The organism is Aeromonas sp. S15(2024), from assembly GCF_041402265.1.
Lineage (GTDB): Bacteria > Pseudomonadota > Gammaproteobacteria > Enterobacterales > Aeromonadaceae > Aeromonas > Aeromonas dhakensis.
In genome coordinates, this window is sequence record NZ_JBGLQY010000001.1 from 334,834 (window position 1) to 356,410 (window position 21,577).

The 21,577-nt window shown below is 62.2% G+C and carries 15 protein-coding genes and 8 tRNA genes; 2 read left to right on the forward strand and 21 right to left on the reverse strand.

Going from position 1 to position 21,577, the window contains the following annotated elements; genetic code table 11:
- Positions 1-28: 28 nt before the first annotated feature.
- The 3 genes from ACB033_RS01560 to ACB033_RS01570 form a co-directional block, all read right to left on the reverse strand.
- Positions 29-1,819 (reverse strand): hypothetical protein, encoded by a 1,791-nt coding sequence (locus tag ACB033_RS01560; RefSeq protein ID WP_371140295.1) that lies wholly within the window; start codon positions 1,817-1,819, stop codon positions 29-31.
- Positions 1,820-2,237: 418 nt separating this feature from the next.
- Complete coding sequence (locus tag ACB033_RS01565) at positions 2,238-3,863, reverse strand: alpha-glucosidase (protein WP_371140296.1); 1,626 nt, start codon at positions 3,861-3,863, stop codon at positions 2,238-2,240.
- 200 nt (positions 3,864-4,063) lie between these two features.
- The gene (locus tag ACB033_RS01570) at positions 4,064-4,465 is read right to left on the reverse strand and encodes a DUF1622 domain-containing protein (protein ID WP_195878967.1); all 402 of its coding nucleotides are present in this window, start codon (positions 4,463-4,465) and stop codon (positions 4,064-4,066) included.
- A 187-nt stretch (positions 4,466-4,652) separates the two neighbouring features.
- On the opposite strand from ACB033_RS01570, the gene ACB033_RS01575 reads away from it, so the two are divergent.
- On the forward strand, positions 4,653-6,326 hold the full coding sequence (locus ACB033_RS01575) for an Hsp70 family protein (protein ID WP_193557964.1): 1,674 nt from the start codon (positions 4,653-4,655) through the stop codon (positions 6,324-6,326).
- Here ACB033_RS01575 and ACB033_RS01580 read toward each other — a convergent pair.
- The 6 genes from ACB033_RS01580 to pnuC form a co-directional block, all read right to left on the reverse strand.
- Positions 6,323-9,094 carry a J domain-containing protein gene (locus tag ACB033_RS01580; RefSeq protein WP_139725065.1) on the reverse strand — a complete coding sequence of 924 codons (2,772 nt, stop codon included), beginning with the start codon at positions 9,092-9,094 and terminating at the stop codon, positions 6,323-6,325. The genes ACB033_RS01575 and ACB033_RS01580 overlap by 4 nt on opposite strands.
- A gap of 2 nt (positions 9,095-9,096) precedes the next feature.
- Entirely contained in the window at positions 9,097-9,846 is a 750-nt protein-coding gene (locus tag ACB033_RS01585) for a DUF1266 domain-containing protein (protein ID WP_139432068.1), read from the reverse strand.
- A gap of 227 nt (positions 9,847-10,073) precedes the next feature.
- Positions 10,074-10,400 (reverse strand): N(4)-acetylcytidine aminohydrolase, encoded by a 327-nt coding sequence (gene yqfB, locus ACB033_RS01590; protein WP_139725066.1) that lies wholly within the window; start codon positions 10,398-10,400, stop codon positions 10,074-10,076.
- A 39-nt stretch (positions 10,401-10,439) separates the two neighbouring features.
- A complete protein-coding gene (locus ACB033_RS01595; protein ID WP_162519853.1) occupies positions 10,440-11,111 on the reverse strand; it encodes a Crp/Fnr family transcriptional regulator in 672 nt (223 codons plus the stop codon).
- A gap of 127 nt (positions 11,112-11,238) precedes the next feature.
- Positions 11,239-11,964, reverse strand: coding sequence for a nucleoside phosphorylase (locus ACB033_RS01600; RefSeq protein WP_139725068.1), 726 nt, complete (start codon positions 11,962-11,964; stop codon positions 11,239-11,241).
- The gene (gene pnuC, locus ACB033_RS01605) at positions 11,961-12,683 is read right to left on the reverse strand and encodes a nicotinamide riboside transporter PnuC (protein WP_010633219.1); all 723 of its coding nucleotides are present in this window, start codon (positions 12,681-12,683) and stop codon (positions 11,961-11,963) included. The genes ACB033_RS01600 and pnuC overlap by 4 nt, the downstream gene beginning before the upstream one ends.
- Before the next feature lie 264 nt (positions 12,684-12,947).
- On the opposite strand from pnuC, the gene ACB033_RS01610 reads away from it, so the two are divergent.
- Positions 12,948-14,780 (forward strand): SLC13 family permease, encoded by a 1,833-nt coding sequence (locus ACB033_RS01610; RefSeq protein WP_042007000.1) that lies wholly within the window; start codon positions 12,948-12,950, stop codon positions 14,778-14,780.
- Positions 14,781-15,013: 233 nt separating this feature from the next.
- On the opposite strand, the gene ACB033_RS01615 is transcribed toward ACB033_RS01610, so the two are convergent.
- The 12 genes from ACB033_RS01615 to ACB033_RS01670 form a co-directional block, all read right to left on the reverse strand.
- Positions 15,014-15,097 (reverse strand) — tRNA-Leu (locus tag ACB033_RS01615).
- 8 nt (positions 15,098-15,105) lie between these two features.
- Positions 15,106-15,182: transfer RNA gene (locus ACB033_RS01620), tRNA-Met, on the reverse strand.
- A 36-nt stretch (positions 15,183-15,218) separates the two neighbouring features.
- Positions 15,219-15,293 (reverse strand) — tRNA-Gln (locus ACB033_RS01625).
- Between the two features lie 45 nt (positions 15,294-15,338).
- Positions 15,339-15,415: transfer RNA gene (locus tag ACB033_RS01630), tRNA-Met, on the reverse strand.
- 38 nt (positions 15,416-15,453) lie between these two features.
- Positions 15,454-15,528 (reverse strand) — tRNA-Gln (locus tag ACB033_RS01635).
- Positions 15,529-15,570: 42 nt separating this feature from the next.
- Positions 15,571-15,645, reverse strand: a tRNA-Gln gene (locus ACB033_RS01640).
- A gap of 146 nt (positions 15,646-15,791) precedes the next feature.
- Positions 15,792-15,866: transfer RNA gene (locus ACB033_RS01645), tRNA-Gln, on the reverse strand.
- An 8-nt stretch (positions 15,867-15,874) separates the two neighbouring features.
- Positions 15,875-15,951: transfer RNA gene (locus ACB033_RS01650), tRNA-Met, on the reverse strand.
- A 235-nt stretch (positions 15,952-16,186) separates the two neighbouring features.
- Positions 16,187-17,278, reverse strand: a complete 1,092-nt coding sequence (gene ychF, locus ACB033_RS01655; RefSeq protein ID WP_005298458.1) for a redox-regulated ATPase YchF — start codon at positions 17,276-17,278, stop codon at positions 16,187-16,189.
- A gap of 235 nt (positions 17,279-17,513) precedes the next feature.
- Positions 17,514-18,110 (reverse strand): aminoacyl-tRNA hydrolase, encoded by a 597-nt coding sequence (gene pth, locus ACB033_RS01660; protein WP_017765021.1) that lies wholly within the window; start codon positions 18,108-18,110, stop codon positions 17,514-17,516.
- 194 nt (positions 18,111-18,304) lie between these two features.
- The gene (locus ACB033_RS01665) at positions 18,305-20,296 is read right to left on the reverse strand and encodes a bifunctional UDP-sugar hydrolase/5'-nucleotidase (protein WP_371140297.1); all 1,992 of its coding nucleotides are present in this window, start codon (positions 20,294-20,296) and stop codon (positions 18,305-18,307) included.
- Between the two features lie 102 nt (positions 20,297-20,398).
- Positions 20,399-21,346 (reverse strand): ribose-phosphate pyrophosphokinase, encoded by a 948-nt coding sequence (locus ACB033_RS01670; RefSeq protein WP_005298464.1) that lies wholly within the window; start codon positions 21,344-21,346, stop codon positions 20,399-20,401.
- Between the last annotated feature and the right edge of the window lie 231 nt (positions 21,347-21,577).

Sequence of the window (21,577 nt, forward strand, 5' to 3'; positions counted from 1 at the left end):
CCGGTGAGTCAAATCTGCGACCCTGGCACTACTCGTGGTGCAGGGTGATGCAGTCCAGCCCTCCGCTGCCGCGCAGCAGGGCCTCCGCCTGGTTCAAGCCGTCCCGTCGGTTGCTGGCAGCCTGACCCACGAAATAGGGGGTGATCCCGGCCACCTCGCGTTGCAACCAGGCGGCGAACGCCTCATTGAGGGGGGCTATGCTGGCGGCATTGGTGATGTAGAAGGGCTGCAGACGGGTACCCATGATGCCGTTCATCCAGTTCACCGGCCGTCTGCCCACGCTGAAGGCGCCTGGGGTGGCGATGGGGGTCAGGCCGGCATCGCGCAGTTGCTGATGGATAAGGGCATGGATCTTGTGCCAACGCTCGCCCTGCTGGCGCAGGTCGCTCACGCTCTTGGCCAGTTCCTGCCGCTCGCTGTCGCTCAGGGGGGCATCGCTGGCCAGCACCTGCTCGATCAGTGCCGCGCTGGCGGCGTGATCGTTGAAGAGGATACGGCCGTCGGCCAGCGGGCGCATGGCCATGTCGAGGTGGAAGCCGGGCTGGGCCAGGATCACCAGATCCCGCTCGGCCACCTTGAGCTCCTGCGCCATCAGGCGCTGGCTGATGGCCATCATGGCGAGGAAGCGACGGGTCTGATGATCTTGCTCGGTGCCAGCCAGCCCAGTTCGCTGGTAGCCGCCGGCCTGCAGCATGCGACCAAGCCGGGTCAGGGTAGCGCCATCGGCCGTCAGCGTCTGCAGCGCATCGGTTATCTGCTCATCGCCGAAGTCGACGTGCAGTTCGGCGGTTACCACCAGCCCTGCGTACTCCCGTTTGAGCTGGGCCAGCAGGTCGAAGGAGGCCGGCAGCGGTTGGCCGTGGATGGCGCGATAGCGCTCGGCGATGCGCTCCCCCTGTTGCGTGCTCAGAAACATGCGCTGCTCCGCCGCCTGGCGGGTCGCCCAGTTCACCTCGGACTGAGCCAGCTCGGCCTTGGCGCGCGCGGTTCTGGCAAAGGCGTGGCGCTGCGGCTCATCGAGCCCCTGTGGCAGCAGGTTGGCCGCCTCCAGCAGGATGAGGTCCACCTCGGTGTCATGGCCCTTCTGAAAGGTATGAGGGCTGCCCAGCCACTCCTCTTCGCCGAGTTGCAGCCGAAACTCGCCGTCGCGCTCCATCTTCTGCTGGCGGGTGGCGATACGCTCGCTATCCAGCCGGCTGTGGTGCAGGGTGGTTTGCAGCAGGGCGTCGCGACCGATCAGGGCATAGGGGGTACCGTCTGGGCGCTGGCCGGTCAACATGTTGCCGCCATCGATGATGGAGAAGGTGGGGATGAGCTCGCGTCCCTGCGCCTCGGCGAAGGTATTGGCCTGGGAGAGCATGTAATCATCCAGCCCCTGGGAATCCTGGCTGCCGAGGCTGTGGTGCCCCTCCTGCTCGGCCTCCGGGCTCTGCTCGGTGAGGGCGGTAACGAAGGCGTGGTAGCGCCCCTTGTTAGCCAGCGGTGCCTGGGGGCGGAAGACGAGGGCGCCATCGCGCGACAGCCACATGTTGTCCTCGGTCCAGGCGTACATGTCAGCGTGAGTGCTGACCGAAAAGCTCTGTTCCCTGCCAATCTGCTCCAGCTCCGCCACCAGTTCCGGCTCGGTCTGGAGGGGCAGGTGGAGCTGGTGGATCCGGTTGCCCAGATCGTCCTGGGCCAGCTGGAAGCTGCGCTCGAGGGCAGGGGAGTGCTGGCCGTTGCTGAGGGCAGGGTCGTCCGGGAAGATCAGAGGGGCCGCCATGGCCGAGTGGAACCAGAAGAGGCTGGAGATGGCGAGTGCCACGCCGGTTTTGCGCATGATGATGTCCTGTTGTTATGGCGGGCTGGTGCCCGCAAGCCTGAACGTCGGCGTACGGCGCTGCGCCGCACGCTTCGGATGGAAACCATAAGGAGCTCGCCAAGAACCACAAGAGCGCAAATCTGAATTGACTTTTAACCCAGGCTAAACCGCGTTGAATATATTCACTTGATGACAAACGAGTCTTTTTTGATGCTGCTTATTTCCAGCAAAAACAGGGTGTTGCACTATTTCAATTGTCGATAGCGAGGCCGGTTCGGATATTTCAAATCGGTGTCGTACGAGCCGTTAAATGCGAAGTTTTTAAGTGGGTAAATCGCCGGGGCGGGTCGGCAAGGTCGGCGGGAGGGGAATAACCAGAGGGAAGCACAGGGGCCAGCCCCCGTGACGAAGGCTGGCGCCGAGCCAGGGAGTGCCGTTATCCCCTTGCTTTCAGCAGCCAGGCCGCTGCCTGATAGGGGGCAAAGGTGGCGGTGGGCGGCCCCGGGTAGTTGCTGGTCAGCAGGGTGGCACCTGCCTCCACCTGGTCAAAGTGCGGCATGACCAGGGGGCGCTCGGTGAGGTTGGCGAGCAGCAGCAGGCTATGCCGCTCTCCACTCGCCGGATCCTGCCAGCGGCGGCGATAGCCGATGCGCTCCGGGTCGTCCCCATCCAGCAACTCGAAGTCGCCGTGGCGAATGACGGGGTGCGCCTTGCGCAGGGCGATGAGCTGGCGATAGCAGTGAAACGGCGAATCGGGGCGGGCCAGCTGCTCGGCGGCGTTGATCTCGAGGTGGTTGGCGTTGAGGGCAATCCAGGGGGTGGCGGTGCTGAAACCGGCTTGGTGGCCGGCATCCCACTGCATCGGGGTACGGGCGTTGTCGCGGCCGATGGCATCGAGCCGCCGACTCAGTTCGGCAGGATCCAGCCCTGACTGGCTGGCGCGGTAGTTGATCGCCTCCAGGTCGCGCAGCTCGCCCGGCTGCCAGTGGCGGTTGGTCATGGCGAGCTCCTCCCCCTGATAGATGAAGGGGGTGCCCTGCATCAGGTGCAGCACCATGGCCCACAGTTTGGCGCTGGTTTCCCGCCACTTCGGGCTGTCGTCACCAAAGCGGGAGACGGCGCGGGGCAGATCGTGGTTGCCGAGAAACAGGCTGTTCCAACCCCGCCCATGCAGCCCCTGCTGGTGGCGGGCCATGGCCCGCTTGAAGGCGAGGGGGTCGAAGCGGGATGACCACTTGTCACTGCCCAGCCCCAGATGCTCGAAGTTGAACACCATGCTGAACTCGCTGCCGTCGGGGTTCGAATAGTTCTGCATATGGGCGAGGTCAGCCGACCAGGTCTCCCCCACCGTGATGATCCCCTGGCCGCCGAAGCTCTCGGCATTGAGCTCGCGAATATAGTCGTGCAGGCGGGGGCCGTTGCTCATGGCGAGGGGCGACCAGCTCTTGCTGACCATATCGATCACATCGAAGCGAAACCCCTTGATTCCCTTGCCCAGCCAGAAGTTGATCACCTCTGCCATTTCGGCGCGCACCGCCGGGTTGTCCCAGTCCAGATCGGCCTGACTCACGTCGAAGTTGTGCAGGTAGTAGCGATCCAGCGCCGGCACGTATTGCCAGCCGCTGCCGCCAAAGATCGAGGTGACAGGATGGGCGTCGATGAAGGCCTGATCGCGAAACACGTAATAGGCCTGATAGCGGGGATCACCGGCCAGCGCCTGCACAAACCACGCGTGCTCGGTGGAGGTGTGGTTGGCAACGATATCCATCATGATGCCGATACCGTGGGCGGCCGCCTCGGCGATCAGCTGCTCCATCTCGGCCAGGGTGCCGAAGGCGGGGTCGATGGCGCGGTAATTCGCCACGTCGTAGCCGTTGTCCCGCTTGGGGGAGCGATAGAGGGGGGTGAGCCACAGCATGTCGACCCCCAGAGTGGCCAGATAACCGAGACGCTGACGGATGCCGTTGATGTCGCCCATGCCGTCGCCGTCGCTGTCCTGAAAGCTCATGGGGTAGATCTGGTAGATAACGCACTGGTCGAGGTGGATAGAGTCTCTGTTCATCCGCTTGGCCGGTAGGGGGAGGAGAATGTCTATCTTACGCAGATGAGCGGGAAGTCAACAGGGCAGTGAAAACCTTGAAAAGGGTTCCATTGGTGGCTTATTGTCAGAAGTGAGGGAAGGGTCACAAAGGTGCCATCCAGAGCCATGGTTGTGGTCGGGATGGCACGACACTCAGCGATGATGCAGTGCAAGGAAACTGGCTACTGGGCCGCCTTGGCCTGCTCGCTGCGCTGTTCCTGCTGGCGCTCTGCCTTGTCTTGCTGGCGTTCCGCTTGTGCTTCCAGCTCCTTGCCGAGGAAGTAGTTCAGGAAGGTGCGGATCACCGCGATGATGGCGAGGCGGATCAGCTCCTCCTTGCTCGGCGCCACCGTGGTGGCCAGGATGTCGGCGGCCAGCTGGAACTCCAGCGCCAGAATGAGCCAGCTGCCGAAACAGAGCCGGATGCGCGGAAAACCCGGTTGATGATCCCGCACCCGCGCCGCCAGCCAGAGGGTCTTGCCCAGCCCTATCACCACGCAGGCGATGGAGATGATCTCCAGCAGCAGCTGGAACAGCTCGACCCCGTGCATCATGCCCTCCCGCAGGCTCGCTATCTCAAACACTCGGGTCACCTCCCTGATTCAAAAGAGGACACTATTAACACATCGCTCGGCAAAGACCAATTGAAGTCACTTATGGCCTGTGGGTGAGATGAGCGGATGATTCAAAGGTGGGCTCCACTTGACCACTTTTTGTATGCGCCGCACAATCCTCGCTCTTTCACGTGGTTAAACAGTAACGAGGCATTTGATGATGCAGACGCGGAACTCAGCGATTGGTATTGATCTGGGCACAACCAACAGTGCGATCGCCGTATGGCAAGATGGCAAAGCTTGCCTCATTCCCAATGCCCATGGTGAAGATCTGACTCCGTCGATCGTCTGCATCGGTGAGGACAATACCCTGCTGGTGGGCCAGGCGGCGGCTACACGCTTGTTGAGCGATCCGGCGAATACCGCCTCCCACTTCAAGCGTTTTCTCGGCAGCGAGCGTCGTTACCGACTGGGCAAGGATCTGTACACCCCGACCGAGCTGTGCGCGCTGGTGCTTGGCAGTCTGAAGTCAGATGCGGAAGCATGGCTTGGTCACCCGGTGCGTGAGGTGGTTATCTCTGTGCCTGCCTACTTTGGCGATCAGCAGCGTAAACAAGTGAGGCTGGCTGCCGAGCTAGCCAGGCTTGATGCGGTGCGCCTTATCAATGAACCTACCGCCGCAGCCATGGCCTACAGCCTGCACGAGCAGCATAGTCGCCGTTTCCTGGTGTTTGATCTGGGGGGCGGTACCTTTGATGTAACCGTGGTGGAGTATCAGGACAGCGTCATGGAGGTGCGCGCCTCGGCCGGTGACAATCGACTCGGTGGTGAGGATTTTACTCAGGATCTGGTTGATGCGGTACTGGATCAGCTGGGTACCGACCGTAGTGACATGCCACTGGCGCAGCTCGGCCAAGTCTATCTGGCGTGTGAGCGAGCCAAGCGCCATCGCAGTGGTACTGGTCTAGTCGTTGAACTTGGTGGTGAGTTGACCCGCACCCTGACTTTCTCCGAGTTCGACTTGGCCGACATCTGGCGTGAGACGCTTAGTCGCCTGCGTAAACCCCTGAGTCAGTCGCTCTCCGATGCGCGCCTGCGGCCCGACGAGGTGGATGAGCTGATCTTCGTCGGCGGGGCGAGTCGTCAGAGCGAGGTGCAGCAAACGGCGGTGCGCCTGCTCGGCCGCTTTGGCCGCTACGAGCTGGATCCGGATCGGGTGGTGGCCATGGGCGCCGCTATCCAGGCAGCCTGCCGCCTGCGCGACAGCGCGGTGGAGGAGCTCATCATGACCGACGTCTGTCCCTTCACGCTGGGTATCGCCGTCAGCCAGGGTGACCAGCACGGCATCTTCAGTCCGATCCTGGAGCGCAATACAGTGGTGCCGGCCTCACGGGTGGAGCGTTACCGCAGTGGCCACGAACAACAGAGCTCGGTGTGCATCAGCATCTATCAGGGGGAGCGGTTCTGGGTGCGCGACAACCTGCATGTGGACGATCTCGAGATTCCGTTGCCGACCGGCAAGGGCATTCAGGAGGTGGACGTGCGTTTCAGCTATGACATCAACGGCATGCTGGAGGTGGACGTGACCCTGGTGAATTCGGGTGAGCAGTTCCAGAAGGTGATCGACACGAGTCCGGCCGGCGTGACCGAGGAGGGCAAGCGCGAGAGTTGCGAGCGTCTGGCCCGTCTCAAGCACCATCCACGCGATACGCTGCCCAATCTGACCCTGAGCGAGCGGCTGGAGCAGCTGTATGAAGAGAGCACAGGAGATGAGCGGCGTCAGATAGAGCAGTGGCTGCTGCAATTTGAGCGGGTCCTGGCTGGCCAGGACCCGCAGCAGATCCGCTCATTTCGTGAAGAGATGAACGCCCTGCTCAAGCAGTGGAACTAGCCAATAATCTCCTCAAGCGACATGTGGCCCTTGGCATAGAATGCCTTGGGCCACCCGTGGCGCAGCTCTCCCGCTTTGACGCCAGAGATGGCGAGCAGATGCCCCAACCAGATGGGCAGTCCCCAAAACGCCGAATTGGAGAGAAACAGAATCGAAAACCACATCGCGCTCCATAGCCAATAGAGCTGTAACACGGGCCGCCGTTTGGTGCCCCGCGTTACCTGATAGATGAGATAGACGTTCAAGAACAAGACGCTACAGAGGGAGACCAGACTGCCGCGCTCCGTCTTCCAGGCCATGTAGGGATCACCCAGTATGGAGAAGGGGTGGTCGCTCAACGGGAAGACCATGAAGAGTTGCAGCAAGCCGATGAGCATGGTGAACAGGAGCGCGCCCTTACCCAGCTGTTTGAAGCGTGAGCGGTCATGGGCTCTGTCATGTTCAAGCTGTTGATTGAGCTTGTCTTCGAGGTAACCGAGCGTGAGGCTGGCCGCCTCTCGCTGGGGTGGGGAGAGCGATTCCTGGTCCCTTAGCAGCGGCTGGATGAGTCGGCTGTTAAAACCGCTTCGATTCACGTCATGGGTCAGTAGCCCGAGGCAATAGCAACTGGGATGGACAAAGGTGGCGGCATTCTCACAAGGAAGATGCTGCTCCAGAATCGTGGGCGCGGTGATCGTGTCGGTGTCCTGAATCAGATATCCGTATATGAGGGACTCCTTGTTATACGGATAGTTTGCCAAATCCAGATTCCACTCCTTTCGAATGGCCTCCATTCGTCTGCGTAGCGGGCTCAGCAGGTAGGCATAGGCCGCGTTGCTCTCCGGGTGGCAGAGCAGCAGGTTCCACAACACTATGCTGCTGGCGAGATCCGGCTCGTTATCGAGGCGCCGGCCAATCAGGGCGGCGAGCGCGGGCAACTCATGGGCCCTGGCTCTGTCGAGCAGCGACTGATCGCTCACCTCCGAGTTACGCAGCAGATCGGTCTGATTGCCCAGGGTCACTGACAGCACATATTGCTCTGGCCAGCGGGCGCACGCCGTGGTGATGGCTGCCTGATAGACAGTGGGCTGTGCCGAGAGACGCAGTACGGTGGCGAGCGGGGTGTCATCCTGGCTGGGGGGCAGCACGCCCATGGCGTGGCGCAGGGCAGCGAGATGCGGTGTCGGTGTCCAGGCGTAGGCGTAATAGAACTGTGCCCAGCGGAAACAACCGGGCCAGCTCTCGCCGTGCCAGGCGTCGCCAAGGCGGGTGTCGCTGTAGAGACGATGGTGTGAGAGATAAGCCCCCAGATGTGTCCCCTTAACCATGTCGTCTTGCCACCCTTCCTCGTCGGCACGCTGAGCGATGGCCTGGAACCAGGCGTCCGGCATCAGCGGATAGCGGCGCAGGTACTCGAGCCACTGCTGCGGCGTGGCGCAGGCAATCTGCTCGGCACTGGGGGGCGCGATACTCAGCCAGTCATCGCTGCCGTACTGACTGAGCAGGCCGCCAAGCAGCGGTAACTCGGGGCGCTCGGCCAGCGTGCGGCGAGCGTGACGCTGCAGCAGGCGCGCCACGAATAGCCAGCCCCCTTCGGCCTCGGCCAGCTCGGGCTGTGTCAGTGCCTCCTCCAGCGCTTGCCAGGTGCCGAACTCACTGCACCACCAGAGGCGGGCCAGTGCGCCCCTAAGTCCAGGAATGGACTCGAGTACCAGTATCGTCCGGGGGGCCTGGTCCAGTCTCAGCATCAGATCATGCAACCACTCTTCCATGGGATCGGGCTGTTGCCAGGGCTGCATCAGCCACTGGGGCTCCCAAAAAGCACTGCGGGCGGTGGACCAGTCGCTGGCGATGGCAAAGGCCTGTAACCAGCGGGCCAGCGTCTGATCGCTGCCCAGATGCCACTGGATAAGGTGATTGGCGAGCAGCGCCTCGAATTCCCTCTCTTCCAGCGCCTCGGCGATCTGCATCACCAGCTGCTCCTTGCTACAGCGCAGGGCGGCGTCGGAGAGCAGGTGCCAGTCGTCTTCACTCAGCGACTCTTGCTCCAGCAGGGCGAGCGCGAGTGAGAGGCGATGAGTGGTATCGCCGTTGTCACCGGTGGCGCGCAGGGCTCTCAGTTGCAGGCGCAGCAGATCAGGGTGATCGCCGATCAGGTGCTGGGGGTAGTGATAGAGCAGCCCCAACACGCTGTTGCGATCGCCGGCCTTGAGCGATAGCAGCAGTGGCTGATAGAAGGAGAGCACGGCGCGCTGGCGTGCATGATCCAGGGTCGCGAGCCACGCCAGCGGCGCCGGCAGCGGCGCCTGGCGCCAACTGTCGAGATATTCGCCCTGCCGTTGCAGATCGCCGCTACGGCGCAGCAGCGCGGCCCAGTCGAGCGCCTGCCACAGGCGCTCGATGAGTGGTCCCGGCAGCCAGTGCCACGCGAAGATGCGCTCAAGCACTTCGTCCGAGAGTTGGCTCTGCTGCACCAGCGAGAGCGGCTGCAATGACGCCTGCCAGCGATCCCACTCGCTGGCGACAAAGCGCCGCTTGGCGTCCCCGAGCAGCGCCAGCAGCGCGGCCAGCTCGGCGGCCTCGGCCGGGCGGGCCAAGCCGCCCGCTTGCTCTGCGGCATCATGCATGGCGGGGCGTGGCCGGCTGGCGGCCTCATAAGCCTCACGCAACAGGCGAAATCCCTCTGGGTCATCCTCCGGGTGGCAGTCACGCAGCTTGAGGTGGTAGGCGCGCTTGATGGCGGCCAGATCGTCGGTCTCCTGGATCCCGAGTCGTTGCCAGATATCCATGTTTATTCCTGCGGCTCGCTGTTGAAGAGGTCGATGAGGCTTTGCGGTTGTGCGACGTCAGGCAGTGGCACCTCATACCAGCTCTGCCCGTGGATCGGGTTGTCGGGATCCTTGAGGGCGTCCGCCAACATGGATCGCATCAGCTTGGCGATCCAGCCGTGCAGCAACGCATGAGCGGCCTGCTCCGGATCGCCCTCTTCATAGCTGAACTTCCAGAGGCAGCGACCGGCATACCAGGCCTGGGTGTACTGCTCCCAGGAGTGGTAACGCCGACGAGCCTGGTGGGCGAGATGGTTGTGGATGAAGCAGAACTCCTCCTCGCTGACCCAGCCAAAGCGCAGCCCCTCCCGGGTGAGGTACGAGGCGCGCCCATAGTCCCACGCCTGCACACCATGGGGGCCGATATAGGGGGCGGTGCGAGCCACAAAATCGAGAGAGGCGCGGTGACGCGGCGAGGTGGCGCGCTCACACATGGCCTGCCACTGGCTCGGTGACAGGCAGTGAAAGGCGCCGTACTCCTCGAGCATGAGGTGGCCATGGCATTGGCCGAAGGCCAGCTCACGGACCTGCATGTGCAGATCGATGCGATTCTCTATGCCCCAGTCGTCGGCGAGCACACTCCTCTCTTCCAGGCCATCTCGCAGTGAGGTGGGTTTGAGATACTCGCGCCACTCTTTCTGAAAAGCGATTTGGGGCGAAGTGAGGGTCAGCCACCACTTCTCGTGGGGGGCAAGGGCCGCATTGTCTAGCATAGTCTTGGAAAAGCTGCGATTGGAACAGGTTGTAGACTATAAGGTTGCAAGAGAAAGGATGCAATTGCGGCTGGTTTACAGTTTACGAGTCTGCAATGTAGACAGAGTGAGCATTAAGGCTGCAACTCTACTTTCTAGGTTTTACATAAAGGCATCTTGATAGAGGTGAATTCAGATGCCTCCGCGAAAACAGTTATAACGTATGGGTCAGAACTGTTAGTCGGTATTTATATCCCAACGAATTGGAATTCAATGACATAGAGCGGCGGCAGGGTGGGGTAGATGTCGCGGATCACCTGTTTGAGCTCAGGCAGGGTCATGTTCTCCTGGCGGGCGTGCTCGTCATTGAGCTCATCGAAGGCGACCGCCTTGACCGAGAGCACCTCTATGGTGCCAAAGGGCTGGTGCTCCGGGTTGGTGAACAGGGCCAGCCGCTGGCCGGGTTGCCAGTTGGCCTCGCTCTCGTTGCGGATGGTGATGGTCTTGCGGCCGGCCTGGATGTCGGCGACAAAGCGGCTGAAGAAGGTGAACTCGGGGTAGTTTGAGACGGACATGTTTGAAACAGGCATGGGGACTCCGATGGTAAAGGAAGGTCAAAGTTCGAGATAGGCGCGCAGCCTGGCCAAATCGGCGATGACGGGGCCGTCGGGACCATCGGCGACGATACCCTGTTCGATCAGCTCCTTGAGGGCACGCCGGTAGACCCGCTCGGTGGTGCCGAAGCGCGCCGCCTCGTGGGCCCGCTTGCGTGAACCCAGCATGGGGGTGCGCTGGCGCTCGCGCCACAGCTCGAAGGCGATGTTGTAGGCGATGGGGTGCAGCAGCCGGCTGGTGGTGATGTCCAGGGTGTCCAGATAGTCGCTGGCGAGCGCCGCGGCGAAGAAGAGGGTCAGCTCGGGCTCGGCCAGCAGCCGCTTGGCCAGCTTGTCGGCGCAGATGACGGCAGCGTCCAGCTCGGTCTCGGCCACCACGCTCCACTGCACCGGGGTGGTGCTGAAGAACTCCATCTCGCCGAAGATCTGGCTATGGCACTCGATTTCGCCGAGTTGAAACAGCCGCCCTGAGTGCACCGCGCTGTTGAGGGAAATCCGCCCCTGGGCCACCAGATAGAGGTGCTCGCACCGCTCCCCTTGGCGCATGATGGGCTCGCCCGGCAGGTAGCGGCGCGAAAACAGGGTGCAGTCTGCCAGTGCCGCGGCAAAGCGCGGTTCGAGTGCGGCAAGCTCGGCGTGAAAGCGACCGAGCGGATAGGGTTGTTGCTGCATGGTGAAGGCCCGGCTTGACGAGGGCCATGAGGCTAGCAAGAGTGCAGGCGGGATGCCAGCTTTGGCGCCTCTGAATGTGCCTGGCTTAACGTTTTGCCGGGGCCGCAGCGGCCCCGGCAGACCCGCTCTATTGGGTCAGGGCGTGGAGGGCGGCGGCGATGGCCAGCCGCTCGCCGGTCATCATGGCGGTTTCGCTGGCTGCGTAGTCGCTCACCCCCGCTTGCACGTCCTGCTCGAAGGCCACCACGTTGCAGAGCACGGCGGCCACCCGCACCTTGCGCAGGCGCCCCACTGCGAGCAGGGCGGCGCTCTCCATGTCCGCCCCGAGCACCCCGCGCTGGTGCCAGTAGCGACACACTTCCTGCTCGTCATCCCGATAGAAGCTGTCGTGGGAGCGCACCAGCCCGTGCCAGTGAGGCTGGCCGCTGGCGCCGAGATGGGCGAGCAGGGCAGCTTGTAGGCGGATGTCGGCGCAGGCGGGGTACTCGGGGGGCAGGTAGGCCTGCGAGGCGCCTTCGCTGCGCACCGCCCCCTCCACCACGATGAGATCCCCCAGCGCGATCTCATGCTGCAGGGCGCCGGCAGAGCCGACCCGAATGAGCGCGCGGGCGCCCGCCTGCACTAGCTCCTCCAGCGCGATGACGGCGGAGGCGCCGCCGATGCCGGTGCTGCACACAGTGACGGGCAGCCCCCGGTAGCGGCCGTTGATCAGGCGAAACTCCCGGTGCTGGCCCAGCACGTCACACCCGTCGAGCTGGCCGGCGATGCGGTCGACCCGGGCCGGGTCGCCGCACAGCACCACCCGTTCGGCGATCTGGTCCGGGCGGCATTGCAGATGGGGTAGCAGGCTCATGCGATCACTTCCTGTTGCGGACGTTTGGCGCTGACCATCCACAGGCGAGTGCCGTTGGCGGCGATGAACAGCAGGATCAGGTACTCAAGGGACATGGCATAGACCCCCTGGGCAGCGTAGACGCCGATGCTGATGATGTTGATGACCACCCAGAGGATCCAGTTCTCCACGTACTTGCGGGTCATCAGGATCTGGGCCACCACGGAGAGCACCGTCATGCTGGCATCCCAGAAGGGGAAGGCATCGGGGGAGGGCTCGGGCGTGGCGAGGTTGGCGCCAAACAGGTTGAGCAGGGCGACCGAGGTGCGTGCCAGGGCGGCGAAGACCGGGTCGATATAGAGGGTCAGCAGGGCGATGGCCAGCACGCTCACGGCGGCGGTGGCGACGAGCTTGGACTTGCTGAGCCAGCGGATCTGCAGGGTATCCCCCTGGGCATTGGCCGGGCGGGTCCAGGCGTACCAGCCATAGAGGTTGGCGCAGAAGAAGAACAGCTGCAGCAGCAACAAGCCGTAGAGCTGGATCTGGAAGAAGATGATGGCGAACAGGCTGACGTTGATGAGCCCGAACAGGTAGTTGATGGTCTTCTCCTGGCTGGCGCACCAGATGCAGGCCAGCCCGAACAGGGTGCCGACGGCTTCGATCCACGACATGGCGTAGCCGCCACCCAGCGGTATGGTCACCAGGGTGTGATTGATGCTGAACCACTCGAATATGCTCATTTTCATTTCCTTGGAAAATAGGGGGGCGTGAACCGGGCCTATTCTAGGGGCGGCGTGGGGGTCTTTGCAGGACTTTTGTCCGTGCAGGGCCGAGCCACCTCAAAGAATGGACAAACTGCAAGCAACTTTAGGCCCCCGATGACACCCTGATATGCGATGATGCCCTGCCCTTTATTGACATGTCACAAAATGGGGATGAATGGGCTGTGGTTTGATGGAATCCCCCCGCAGCGGCCGGGGTGGTGTTGAACGAAAGGAGCGAGCGTGAATTCCGAGCTGGTCTGGGTCCTCTGCATGCTGGTGGGCGCCATTTATCTGTTTGTGAGCAACAGGGTCCGCATGGACGTGGTTGCCTTGCTGATCATCATACTGTTCGTGCTGAGCGGTACCCTGACCCTGCCACAGGCGCTGGCGGGGTTCAGCGATCCCAACGTCATCCTGATTGCCGCCCTGTTCGTGGTGGGGGAGGGGCTGGTGCGCACCGGCATCGCCTATCAGGTGGGGGACGCGTTGGTGAAGGTGGCCGGCAGCAGCGAGACCCGATTGCTGGTGCTGCTGATGGTGGCGGTCGCCCTGCTGGGGGCCGTGATGAGCAGCACAGGGGTGGTGGCCATCTTCATCCCTGTGGTGCTGAGCGTGGCGAACCGGATGGGGATCCCGGCCGGCCGGCTGATGATGCCGCTCGGCTTTGCCGGCCTCATCAGCGGCATGATGACCCTGGTGGCGACGCCGCCCAACATGGTGGTCAACAGCGAGCTGATGCGCCACGACATCCACGGCTTCGGCTTCTTCGGCTTCACCCCCATGGGGGTCATCATCCTGGGGATGGGGATCCTCTACATGCTGCTGATGCGCACCTCTCTGGTACGTAGCGAGGAGGAGGGCAAGCACAAGCAGAGCGGACGCAGCACCATGCGCGATCTCATTCGCGACTATCGGCTGGCCGGGCGGGCGCGCCGGCTGGCATTGCGGCCCGATTCCCCCCTGATCGGCCAGACCCTGGACGAGCTGCAGTTGCGGGCCCGCTACGGGGCCAATGTCATCGGGGTGGAGCGCTGGCGCAAGTTCCGGCGGGTGATGGTGACCGTCTCTGGCGTCACCGAGTTCCAGGCCAAGGATGTGCTGCTCATCGACATGTCCGACCCCGATGCGGACGTGCGGGAGTTCTGCAGCGAGGCGCGGCTCGAACCCATGATCCTGCGCGGGGAGTATTTTTCCGATCAGGCGCGGGAGGTGGGCATGGCGGAGGTGTCGCTCATCCCCGAATCCCGTCTGCTCGGCAAGAGCATCCGCGAAGTGGCGTTTCGCTCCCACTATGGCCTCAACGTGGTGGGGATCCGCCGCGCCGGCGAGGCGCTTGGCGGCAAGCTGGTGGACGAGGCGCTGCAGATGGGGGATACCCTGCTGGTGGTGGGCAACTGGAGCTTGATCCGCCTGCTGCAGACCCACAGCCGTGACTTTCTCTTGTTGGGGCTGCCGGCGGAGGTGGACGAGATGGCGCCGGCCCGCAGTCAGGCCATTCACGCCCTGATCGCGCTCGGGGTCATGATAGTGCTGATGGTGACGGATCCCGTGCCCAACGTGATAGCGGCGCTGATCGCCTGCCTGCTGATGGGCAAGTTTCGCTGCATCGACATGGAGAGCGCCTACAAGTCCATCCACTGGCCGACCCTGATCCTCATCGTCGGCATGCTGCCCTTTGCGCTCGCGCTGCAAAAGACCGGTGGGGTGGATCTCATCGTCGGCGCGCTGATCTCGGCGGTGGGGGAGATGGGGCCGCGGGTGATGCTGGCCAGTCTGTTCGCCCTGTGCGCCATCATCGGGCTGTTTATCTCCAACACCGCGACGGCGGTACTGATGGCCCCGATCGCGCTCGGCACGGCCCAGCAGATGGGGGTCTCCCCCTATCCGTTTGCCATGACCATCGCCATCGCCGCCTCGGCGGCCTTCATGACGCCGGTCTCCTCGCCGGTCAACACCCTGGTGCTGGGCCCTGGCAACTACAAGTTCGTGGATTTCGTGCGCATCGGCGTGCCCTTCACGGCGCTGGTGATGGTGGTGAGCGTCATCGCCATCCCCTGGTTCTTCCCGTTCTGACGGCACATATGACATGGCGGCCTGCGGGCCGCCTTTTTATTGCCCGCAGTAATCTGACATGCAAAAGACGGCATAAAGCGAAAGCCGGGCATGAGCGCCGTCGCAGAGGAGAGCACATGGCCCAGCTATGGGAGGGGTTGCAGACGTGCAATGGCATGGAGAGGGGAAGAAGAGTGGCAAACGCCGGATACAAAAAAACCAGCCTGGGCTGGTCTGTTTGGTACTGCTTTCGATGGTGCGGAAGGAGAGACTCGAACTCTCACGCCTAGGGCGCCAGAACCTAAATCTGGTGCGTCTACCAATTTCGCCACTTCCGCAAGAGTAATGGTGGCTATGACGGGATTCGAACCTGTGACCCCCGCATTATGAGTGCGATGCTCTAACCAACTGAGCTACATAGCCGTCTTGTGTACGACTTTCGTCGAATACAAGTAAAAATGGCTGGGGTACTAGGATTCGAACCTAGGGATGGCGAGATCAAAACCCGCTGCCTTACCGCTTGGCGATACCCCAACAGTGTTCTTTGCAATCAGATGATTGAAGGAACGTTCTTCAAAATGGTGGCTATGACGGGATTCGAACCTGTGACCCCCGCATTATGAGTGCGATGCTCTAACCAACTGAGCTACATAGCCGTTTGTTGTCAACCACTGGGTGGAAGAGAACAGAATAATGGCTGGGGTACTAGGATTCGAACCTAGGGATGGCGAGATCAAAACCCGCTGCCTTACCGCTTGGCGATACCCCAACAGCAATGTCTGACAGAGACTATCAAACATCTTTTTAAGAATGGCTGGGGTACTAGGATTCGAACCTAGGGATGGCGAGATCAAAACCCGCTGCCTTACCGCTTGGCGATACCCCAACAGCGATGCCTGACAGAGTCTATCAAACATCTTTTAACAATGGCCGGAATACCAGGATTTGAACCTGGACACATTGACGAGTTCAACACCCATCACTGCTTCCCTTGACCTGTCACCGACACTTTAATGCCGACAACTGAAATAATGGCTGGGGTACTAGGATTCGAACCTAGGGATGGCGAGATCAAAACCCGCTGCCTTACCGCTTGGCGATACCCCAACTAGAGATGGTGGCTATGACGGGATTCGAACCTGTGACCCCCGCATTATGAGTGCGATGCTCTAACCAACTGAGCTACATAGCCAACCTTGCTTCCAGTGCCTCGTTGCCTCGTCACTGTGCGGGCCGAATTATGCGTATCTGGCTCTGGGGCGTCAACCCTTTTTTTGTCTGAAAAAACGAATTTGAGTGCGTTTGGCGAGTTATTGGTCGCTGTCGCGCAAAAGCCCAACAATCTGGTTTTTTTTACGACATATCCAGCAGATAGGTGCTTGGGCCAGATAAAAAAAGAGGCCAGCAAATGCTGGCCTCTCATGGGATTAGACGTTGAACAGGAAGTTCATGATGTCGCCGTCTTTGACGATGTAATCCTTCCCTTCGGCGCGCATCTTGCCCGCTTCCTTGGCGCCTTGCTCACCCTTGTAGGCGATAAAGTCTTCGAAGGCGATGGTTTGGGCACGAATAAAGCCTTTTTCGAAGTCGGTGTGGATCTTGCCCGCGGCCTGCGGGGCGGTGGCGCCCACCGGAATGGTCCAGGCACGCACTTCCTTCACGCCGGCGGTGAAGTAGGTCTGCAGCTTGAGCAGCTCGTAACCGGAGCGGATCACCCGGTTCAGGCCCGGCTCTTCGATGCCCAGATCCGCCATGAACTCGGCGCGATCTTCGTCATCCAGCTCGGCGATGTCCGCTTCGATGGCGCAGCAGACTACTACCACGACTGCGTTCTCGGCGGCGGCGATTTCACGCACCTGATCCAGGTAGGGGTTGTTCTCGAAGCCATCTTCCGCCACGTTGGCGATGTACATGGTGGGCTTGAGGGTCAGGAAGTTGAGGTGGCTGACGGCGGCCAGCTCGTCCTTGTCCAGCTTCATGCCGCGGATCATCTGGCCGTCTTCCAGTGCCACCTTGATCTTCTCCAGCACTTCCACTTCCAGCTTGGCATCCTTGTCGCCGCCCTTGGCGCGCTTGGACTGGCGGTTGATGGCGCGCTCGCAGGCATCCAGATCGGAGAGGGCCAGCTCGGTGTTGATCACCTCGATGTCGTCAGCCGGGGAGACCTTGCCCGCCACGTGAACGATGTTCTCGTCCTCGAAGCAGCGCACCACGTGACCGATGGCCTCGGTTTCACGGATGTTGGCCAGGAACTGGTTGCCGAGGCCCTCGCCCTTGGAGGCACCGGCCACCAGGCCGGCGATGTCCACGAATTCCATGGTGGTCGGCACAACGCGCTGCGGATTGATGATGGCCGCCAGCTGGTCGAGGCGGGGATCCGGCATCGGTACCACGCCGGTGTTCGGCTCGATGGTGCAGAACGGGAAGTTGGCGGCTTCGATGCCGGCCTTGGTCAGCGCGTTGAACAGGGTGGATTTGCCTACATTGGGCAGGCCCACGATACCGCATTTAAAACCCATGGATTGTTACCTTACGTGATGGATGCTGTTGAGGGGTCGCATAACCTGTTCACGCTCTATACTGCGAGGCCATGATCAAGGCTCATGTGCTGCTCGGAATCCTCACGTATACCTATACGCTCCGGTTCCTGCGCTGCGCTTCACCTTGCTGACGACCTCTCGTCACAGTGCGTGGACAGGTTCTTGGGCGACCCTGTCATATTGTGCGAGCCTGACGCGTGTCAGGCATCTCTATTCAGACTTTCTCGGCCTTGAAGCTGTGCAGCCGGTTCATGGCCTTGGTCATGTCCTGCTTGAACAGAATGTCGGTGGCGCGCAGGGATTCGTCGAGCGCGGCGTCGATCAGGCTCTGCTCGCTGCTGGGCGCCTTGGTCAGCACGAAACCGGCGACCAGCTCCTTGGCGCCCGGGTGACCTATCCCCAGCCGCAGCCGGAAGAAATTGTTGTTGTTGCCCATCTTGGCAATGATGTCCTTGAGGCCGTTGTGGCCGCCGTGCCCGCCGCCCTGCTTGAATTTGGCGATGCCGGGGGGCAGGTCCAGCTCATCGTGGGCCACCAGCATGGCTTCCGGCTCGATCTGGTAGAAGCGGGCCAGCGCGGCCACCGCCTTGCCGGAGAGGTTCATGTAGGTGTTCGGGATGAGCAGGCGCACATCCTGGCCATCCACCTGGATGCGGGCGGTGTGGCCGAAGAACTTGGGCTCTTCGCGCAGGCTGACATTGTGCCAGCGTGCCAGTTGCTCCACATACCAGGCGCCCGCATTGTGGCGAGTCTTGGCATATTCCGGGCCGGGATTGCCCAGCCCCACGATCAGTTTGATTTGGCTTGTCACGCTTGATTTCTTCACTCGCTGCTTGCAATGGGCCGACTGCCCAGGGCAATGGGACGCAATATTCTAGCCGCCGACTGGCGATCACTCAACCAAAGCTCGGCCAGTGCCGGGGAAAAGCGGGGAACCGGTGGCCAACGTCAGCAAAACGGGCCCCAGTGTGGGGCCCGTTTTGTAGCTTGCCGGCGGGGGCCGGGTTACTGCGCGGCACGCACCAGGGTGACCGTCTCTTCGTTCAGGGCGGTCAGGGTGGGACGCGCATCGCGCACGTAGGCAACGAAGGAGGCGGCGTCGGTGCCGCAATCCACGCCGCTCGCCTTGCAGTCAAGCTGATGGCCGGTGGCATAGCGGGCGCTCAGCTGATCGCCGCGCTGCTCCACCCGCTCGACCGGGAAGCCGGTCAGCTTGCCATCCTGCCAGGCGAGATCCAGCCGCTCGGCTTGCTGCGCCTGGGCGCGGGCCAGCGCCTGCCAGCCATCGTTGCCGTTGGCGCTGTAGGCATTCATCACCACCCGATAGCGCTGGCTGTCCACCAGATCCTGCCACTGGCCGTCGGCATTCTGCCACTGCAACTGGGTCAGGGCGCCGCCCTTGCCCGGGGTGGTCTCGGTGAAGGTGTAGCGCAGGTGGCCGCCGTAGGGGAACTTGCCGGCGTGGGCGCTGGCGGGCAGGGTGGCGGTGATGGTCTCGGTCAAGAGGGAACGCACGTCGGCGCCGGTCAGGGTCAGCACCGAGAGCTGGTTCTTGAACGGCAGCAGGGTGAGCGCGGCATCCCCTTCGCGCAGCTCGCCGGCCGGCAGATCGGCGCGCACGCCGCCCACCGCCAGCAGGGCGAAGTGGACCGGACCGCCGGTCAGCGCCTGCACCGCCGGGGTATTGGCCCAGTAGTACTGCCCTTCGGCCACCAGGGAGGCAACGTCGGAGCCGTGGCTGTCGCTGCCATTGTCGCCGGGGCGGCGGGCATTTTGCAGGGCGGCCGGGATGGTGGCGATGACGGGGCCGAACGCCTGCTCCAGAGCGGGCTTGTAGTGGCTGTCGATGATGCCGCGCAGGCGCGGGTCTTCATCCACGGTCACCAGGTTGGGCTGAGCGTCGATGAACTTGCCGGCCTGCTTGCTGCGGGTCTCATCCAGTGCCTGCTTGCGGGCGGGATCGGCGAAGAAGTCGCGGCTGGCCAGCAGCTGGTTCTGACCCTGACAGGCGATGACCCTGCCCTGGGCGTCGAAACTGACCCGGGCCAGCCCGATGGCCTGGGCATAGGAGCCGGCCTGTACCACGCAGGTCATGCCGACCCCGTCCGGGTTGGTGACCAGCTGGGCGTACTCGCCGGTGTTGCCCCAGCCGATGTTGCGAAAATCGCCGAGCAGGCTGTGGGAGTGACCGCCGACGATGGCGTCGATGCCGTTCACCTTGGCCGCCAGCGCCAGATCCCGCTGGTTGCCGATGTGGGTGAGCGCCACTATGTGGTCGATGCCGTGCTGGCGCAGCAGATCCACCGTGGCCTGGGCCGAGGTGACTTCATTGCCGAACCGCAGCTTGCCGACGTTGGGGGAGATGTTGGCCATGTCCTCCAGCACCAGCCCCATCACGGCGACCAGCTGCTTGCCCTGGGGCAGGTTGTTGATGTCGGTGACCGGGCTCTTCTGGTTGCCGTCGAAGGAGTAGATGACGAACGGCTTGAGGTTGGCGGCGTGGCGCAGATCCGGGTCGTCGCGGGTATCCAGGTTGGCGGCCAGTACCGGGAAGTTGACCCCCTTGATGAAGCGGGCCAGCTTCTGGTTGTCCAGATCGAATTCGTGGTTGCCCAGCGCCATGGCGTCGAGGCCGAACTGGCTCAGCAGCTCGGCGTTGGCCATCCCCTCGTTGAGCTTGAAGTAGCCGCTGCCCTGCCAGGCATCGCCGCCGTGCAGCAGCAGGAGCGGCTGGTTCTTGGCCAGCGCATCGGCCTGGAAGGATTTCGCCATGGTGAGCAGGCGCGGATAGCCGCCGAAGCGGGTGTAGAGGGTGTCGGTTTCCCCCTGCTTGCCAAAGAGAGGCCCCTTCAGCTCGGCGTTGACCGGGTCAAACTGGGAGTGGGTGTCGTTCATGTGAGCCAGAGTCAGCACGAAAGGCTGGTTTTCATTGTTGGGCTGACAGGCGAACAGGAAGCTGCAGAAGGCGAGGAGCAGCAGCGGGCGCAAGCGATTCATGGAACAATCCTTAACCTGCGACGGGGCAGGGCAATACCGGGTGTAACTGGGACTAGAAAGACAAAAACCGCCAGCTGGCGGTTTTTGTCACAACAGGGTCTATCAATGCTCAAACATGGCAGAGATGGACTCTTCGTTGCTGATGCGGCGAATGGCTTCGGCCAGCACGGAAGAGAGCGTCAGCTGCTTGACCTTGTCGACCGCCTTCATCTCCGCGGTGAGCGGGATAGAGTCGGTGATGATCAGTTCGTCGATCACGGAGTTCTTGATGTTCTCCACGGCGGAACCGGAGAAGACCGGGTGAGTGGCGTAGGCGAATACACGCTTGGCACCACGTTCTTTCAGGGCTTCGGCAGCCTTGCACAGGGTGCCGCCGGTGTCGATCATGTCGTCGACGATGATACAGTCGCGGCCGGCCACGTCACCGATCAGGTGCATGACCTGGGAGACGTTCGGGCGGGGACGACGCTTGTCGATGATGGCGATGTCGGTATCGTCCAGCAGCTTGGCGATGGCACGGGCACGTACCACGCCGCCGATGTCCGGCGACACGACCACGGGGGATTCGAGGTTCTTGGACTTCATGTCTTCCAGCAGCACCGGGCTGCCGAACACGTTGTCGACCGGGACGTCGAAGAAGCCCTGGATTTGCTCGGCATGCAGGTCAACGGTCAGCACGCGATCCACACCGACGCTGGAGAGGAAGTCGGCGACGACCTTGGCGGTGATGGGAACACGGGCGGAGCGGACACGGCGGTCCTGACGGGCATAGCCAAAGTAGGGAATTACGGCAGTGATACGGCCAGCTGAAGCACGACGCAGAGCATCCACCATCACGATCAATTCCATCAAATTGTCGTTGGTCGGGGCACAGGTGGATTGAATGATGAAGATATCGCCACCACGTACATTCTCGTTGATCTGTACGCTGATCTCGCCGTCGCTAAAGCGACCTACGGCAGCATTGCCGAGTTTGATAAACAGGCGATCTGCGATCTTCTGGGCTAGTTCCGGCGTTGCGTTACCAGCAAACAGCTTCATGTCAGGCACGGTTTGAAACCTCGGGGTTGCATCCAGTATGTGGGGAGTCTGATTAGACCCTTATCGTTTGGGGGCAAACGATTTATCAAGTTGACGGGTCAGACCACTATAGGCTGCTTTCAGGTCAGGTGCCCACGTTACATGCGGCAAGCCGGTTGAGCGTCGTGCTGGTCGACGCCCCGTCATCCATGATGACCAGTGACCTTCCCGAAGACGAAAGGGTAACGATGGGTGCTGCAA

Coding starts and splice junctions, on each gene's coding strand:
- ACB033_RS01595 (WP_162519853.1), bottom strand. CDS start 11,111: ATGCAGCAACAACCCTATCCGCTCGGTCGCTTTCACGCCGAGCTTGCC.
- ACB033_RS01600 (WP_139725068.1), bottom strand. CDS start 11,964: ATGAGCCTGCTACCCCATCTGCAATGCCGCCCGGACCAGATCGCCGAA.
- ACB033_RS01575 (WP_193557964.1), top strand. CDS start 4,653: ATGATGCAGACGCGGAACTCAGCGATTGGTATTGATCTGGGCACAACC.
- ACB033_RS01580 (WP_139725065.1), bottom strand. CDS start 9,094: ATGGATATCTGGCAACGACTCGGGATCCAGGAGACCGACGATCTGGCC.
- ACB033_RS01565 (WP_371140296.1), bottom strand. CDS start 3,863: ATGAACAGAGACTCTATCCACCTCGACCAGTGCGTTATCTACCAGATC.
- ACB033_RS01560 (WP_371140295.1), bottom strand. CDS start 1,819: ATGCGCAAAACCGGCGTGGCACTCGCCATCTCCAGCCTCTTCTGGTTC.
- ACB033_RS01585 (WP_139432068.1), bottom strand. CDS start 9,846: ATGCTAGACAATGCGGCCCTTGCCCCCCACGAGAAGTGGTGGCTGACC.
- pnuC (WP_010633219.1), bottom strand. CDS start 12,683: ATGAGCATATTCGAGTGGTTCAGCATCAATCACACCCTGGTGACCATA.
- ACB033_RS01665 (WP_371140297.1), bottom strand. CDS start 20,296: ATGAATCGCTTGCGCCCGCTGCTGCTCCTCGCCTTCTGCAGCTTCCTG.
- yqfB (WP_139725066.1), bottom strand. CDS start 10,400: ATGTCCGTCTCAAACTACCCCGAGTTCACCTTCTTCAGCCGCTTTGTC.
- ychF (WP_005298458.1), bottom strand. CDS start 17,278: ATGGGTTTTAAATGCGGTATCGTGGGCCTGCCCAATGTAGGCAAATCC.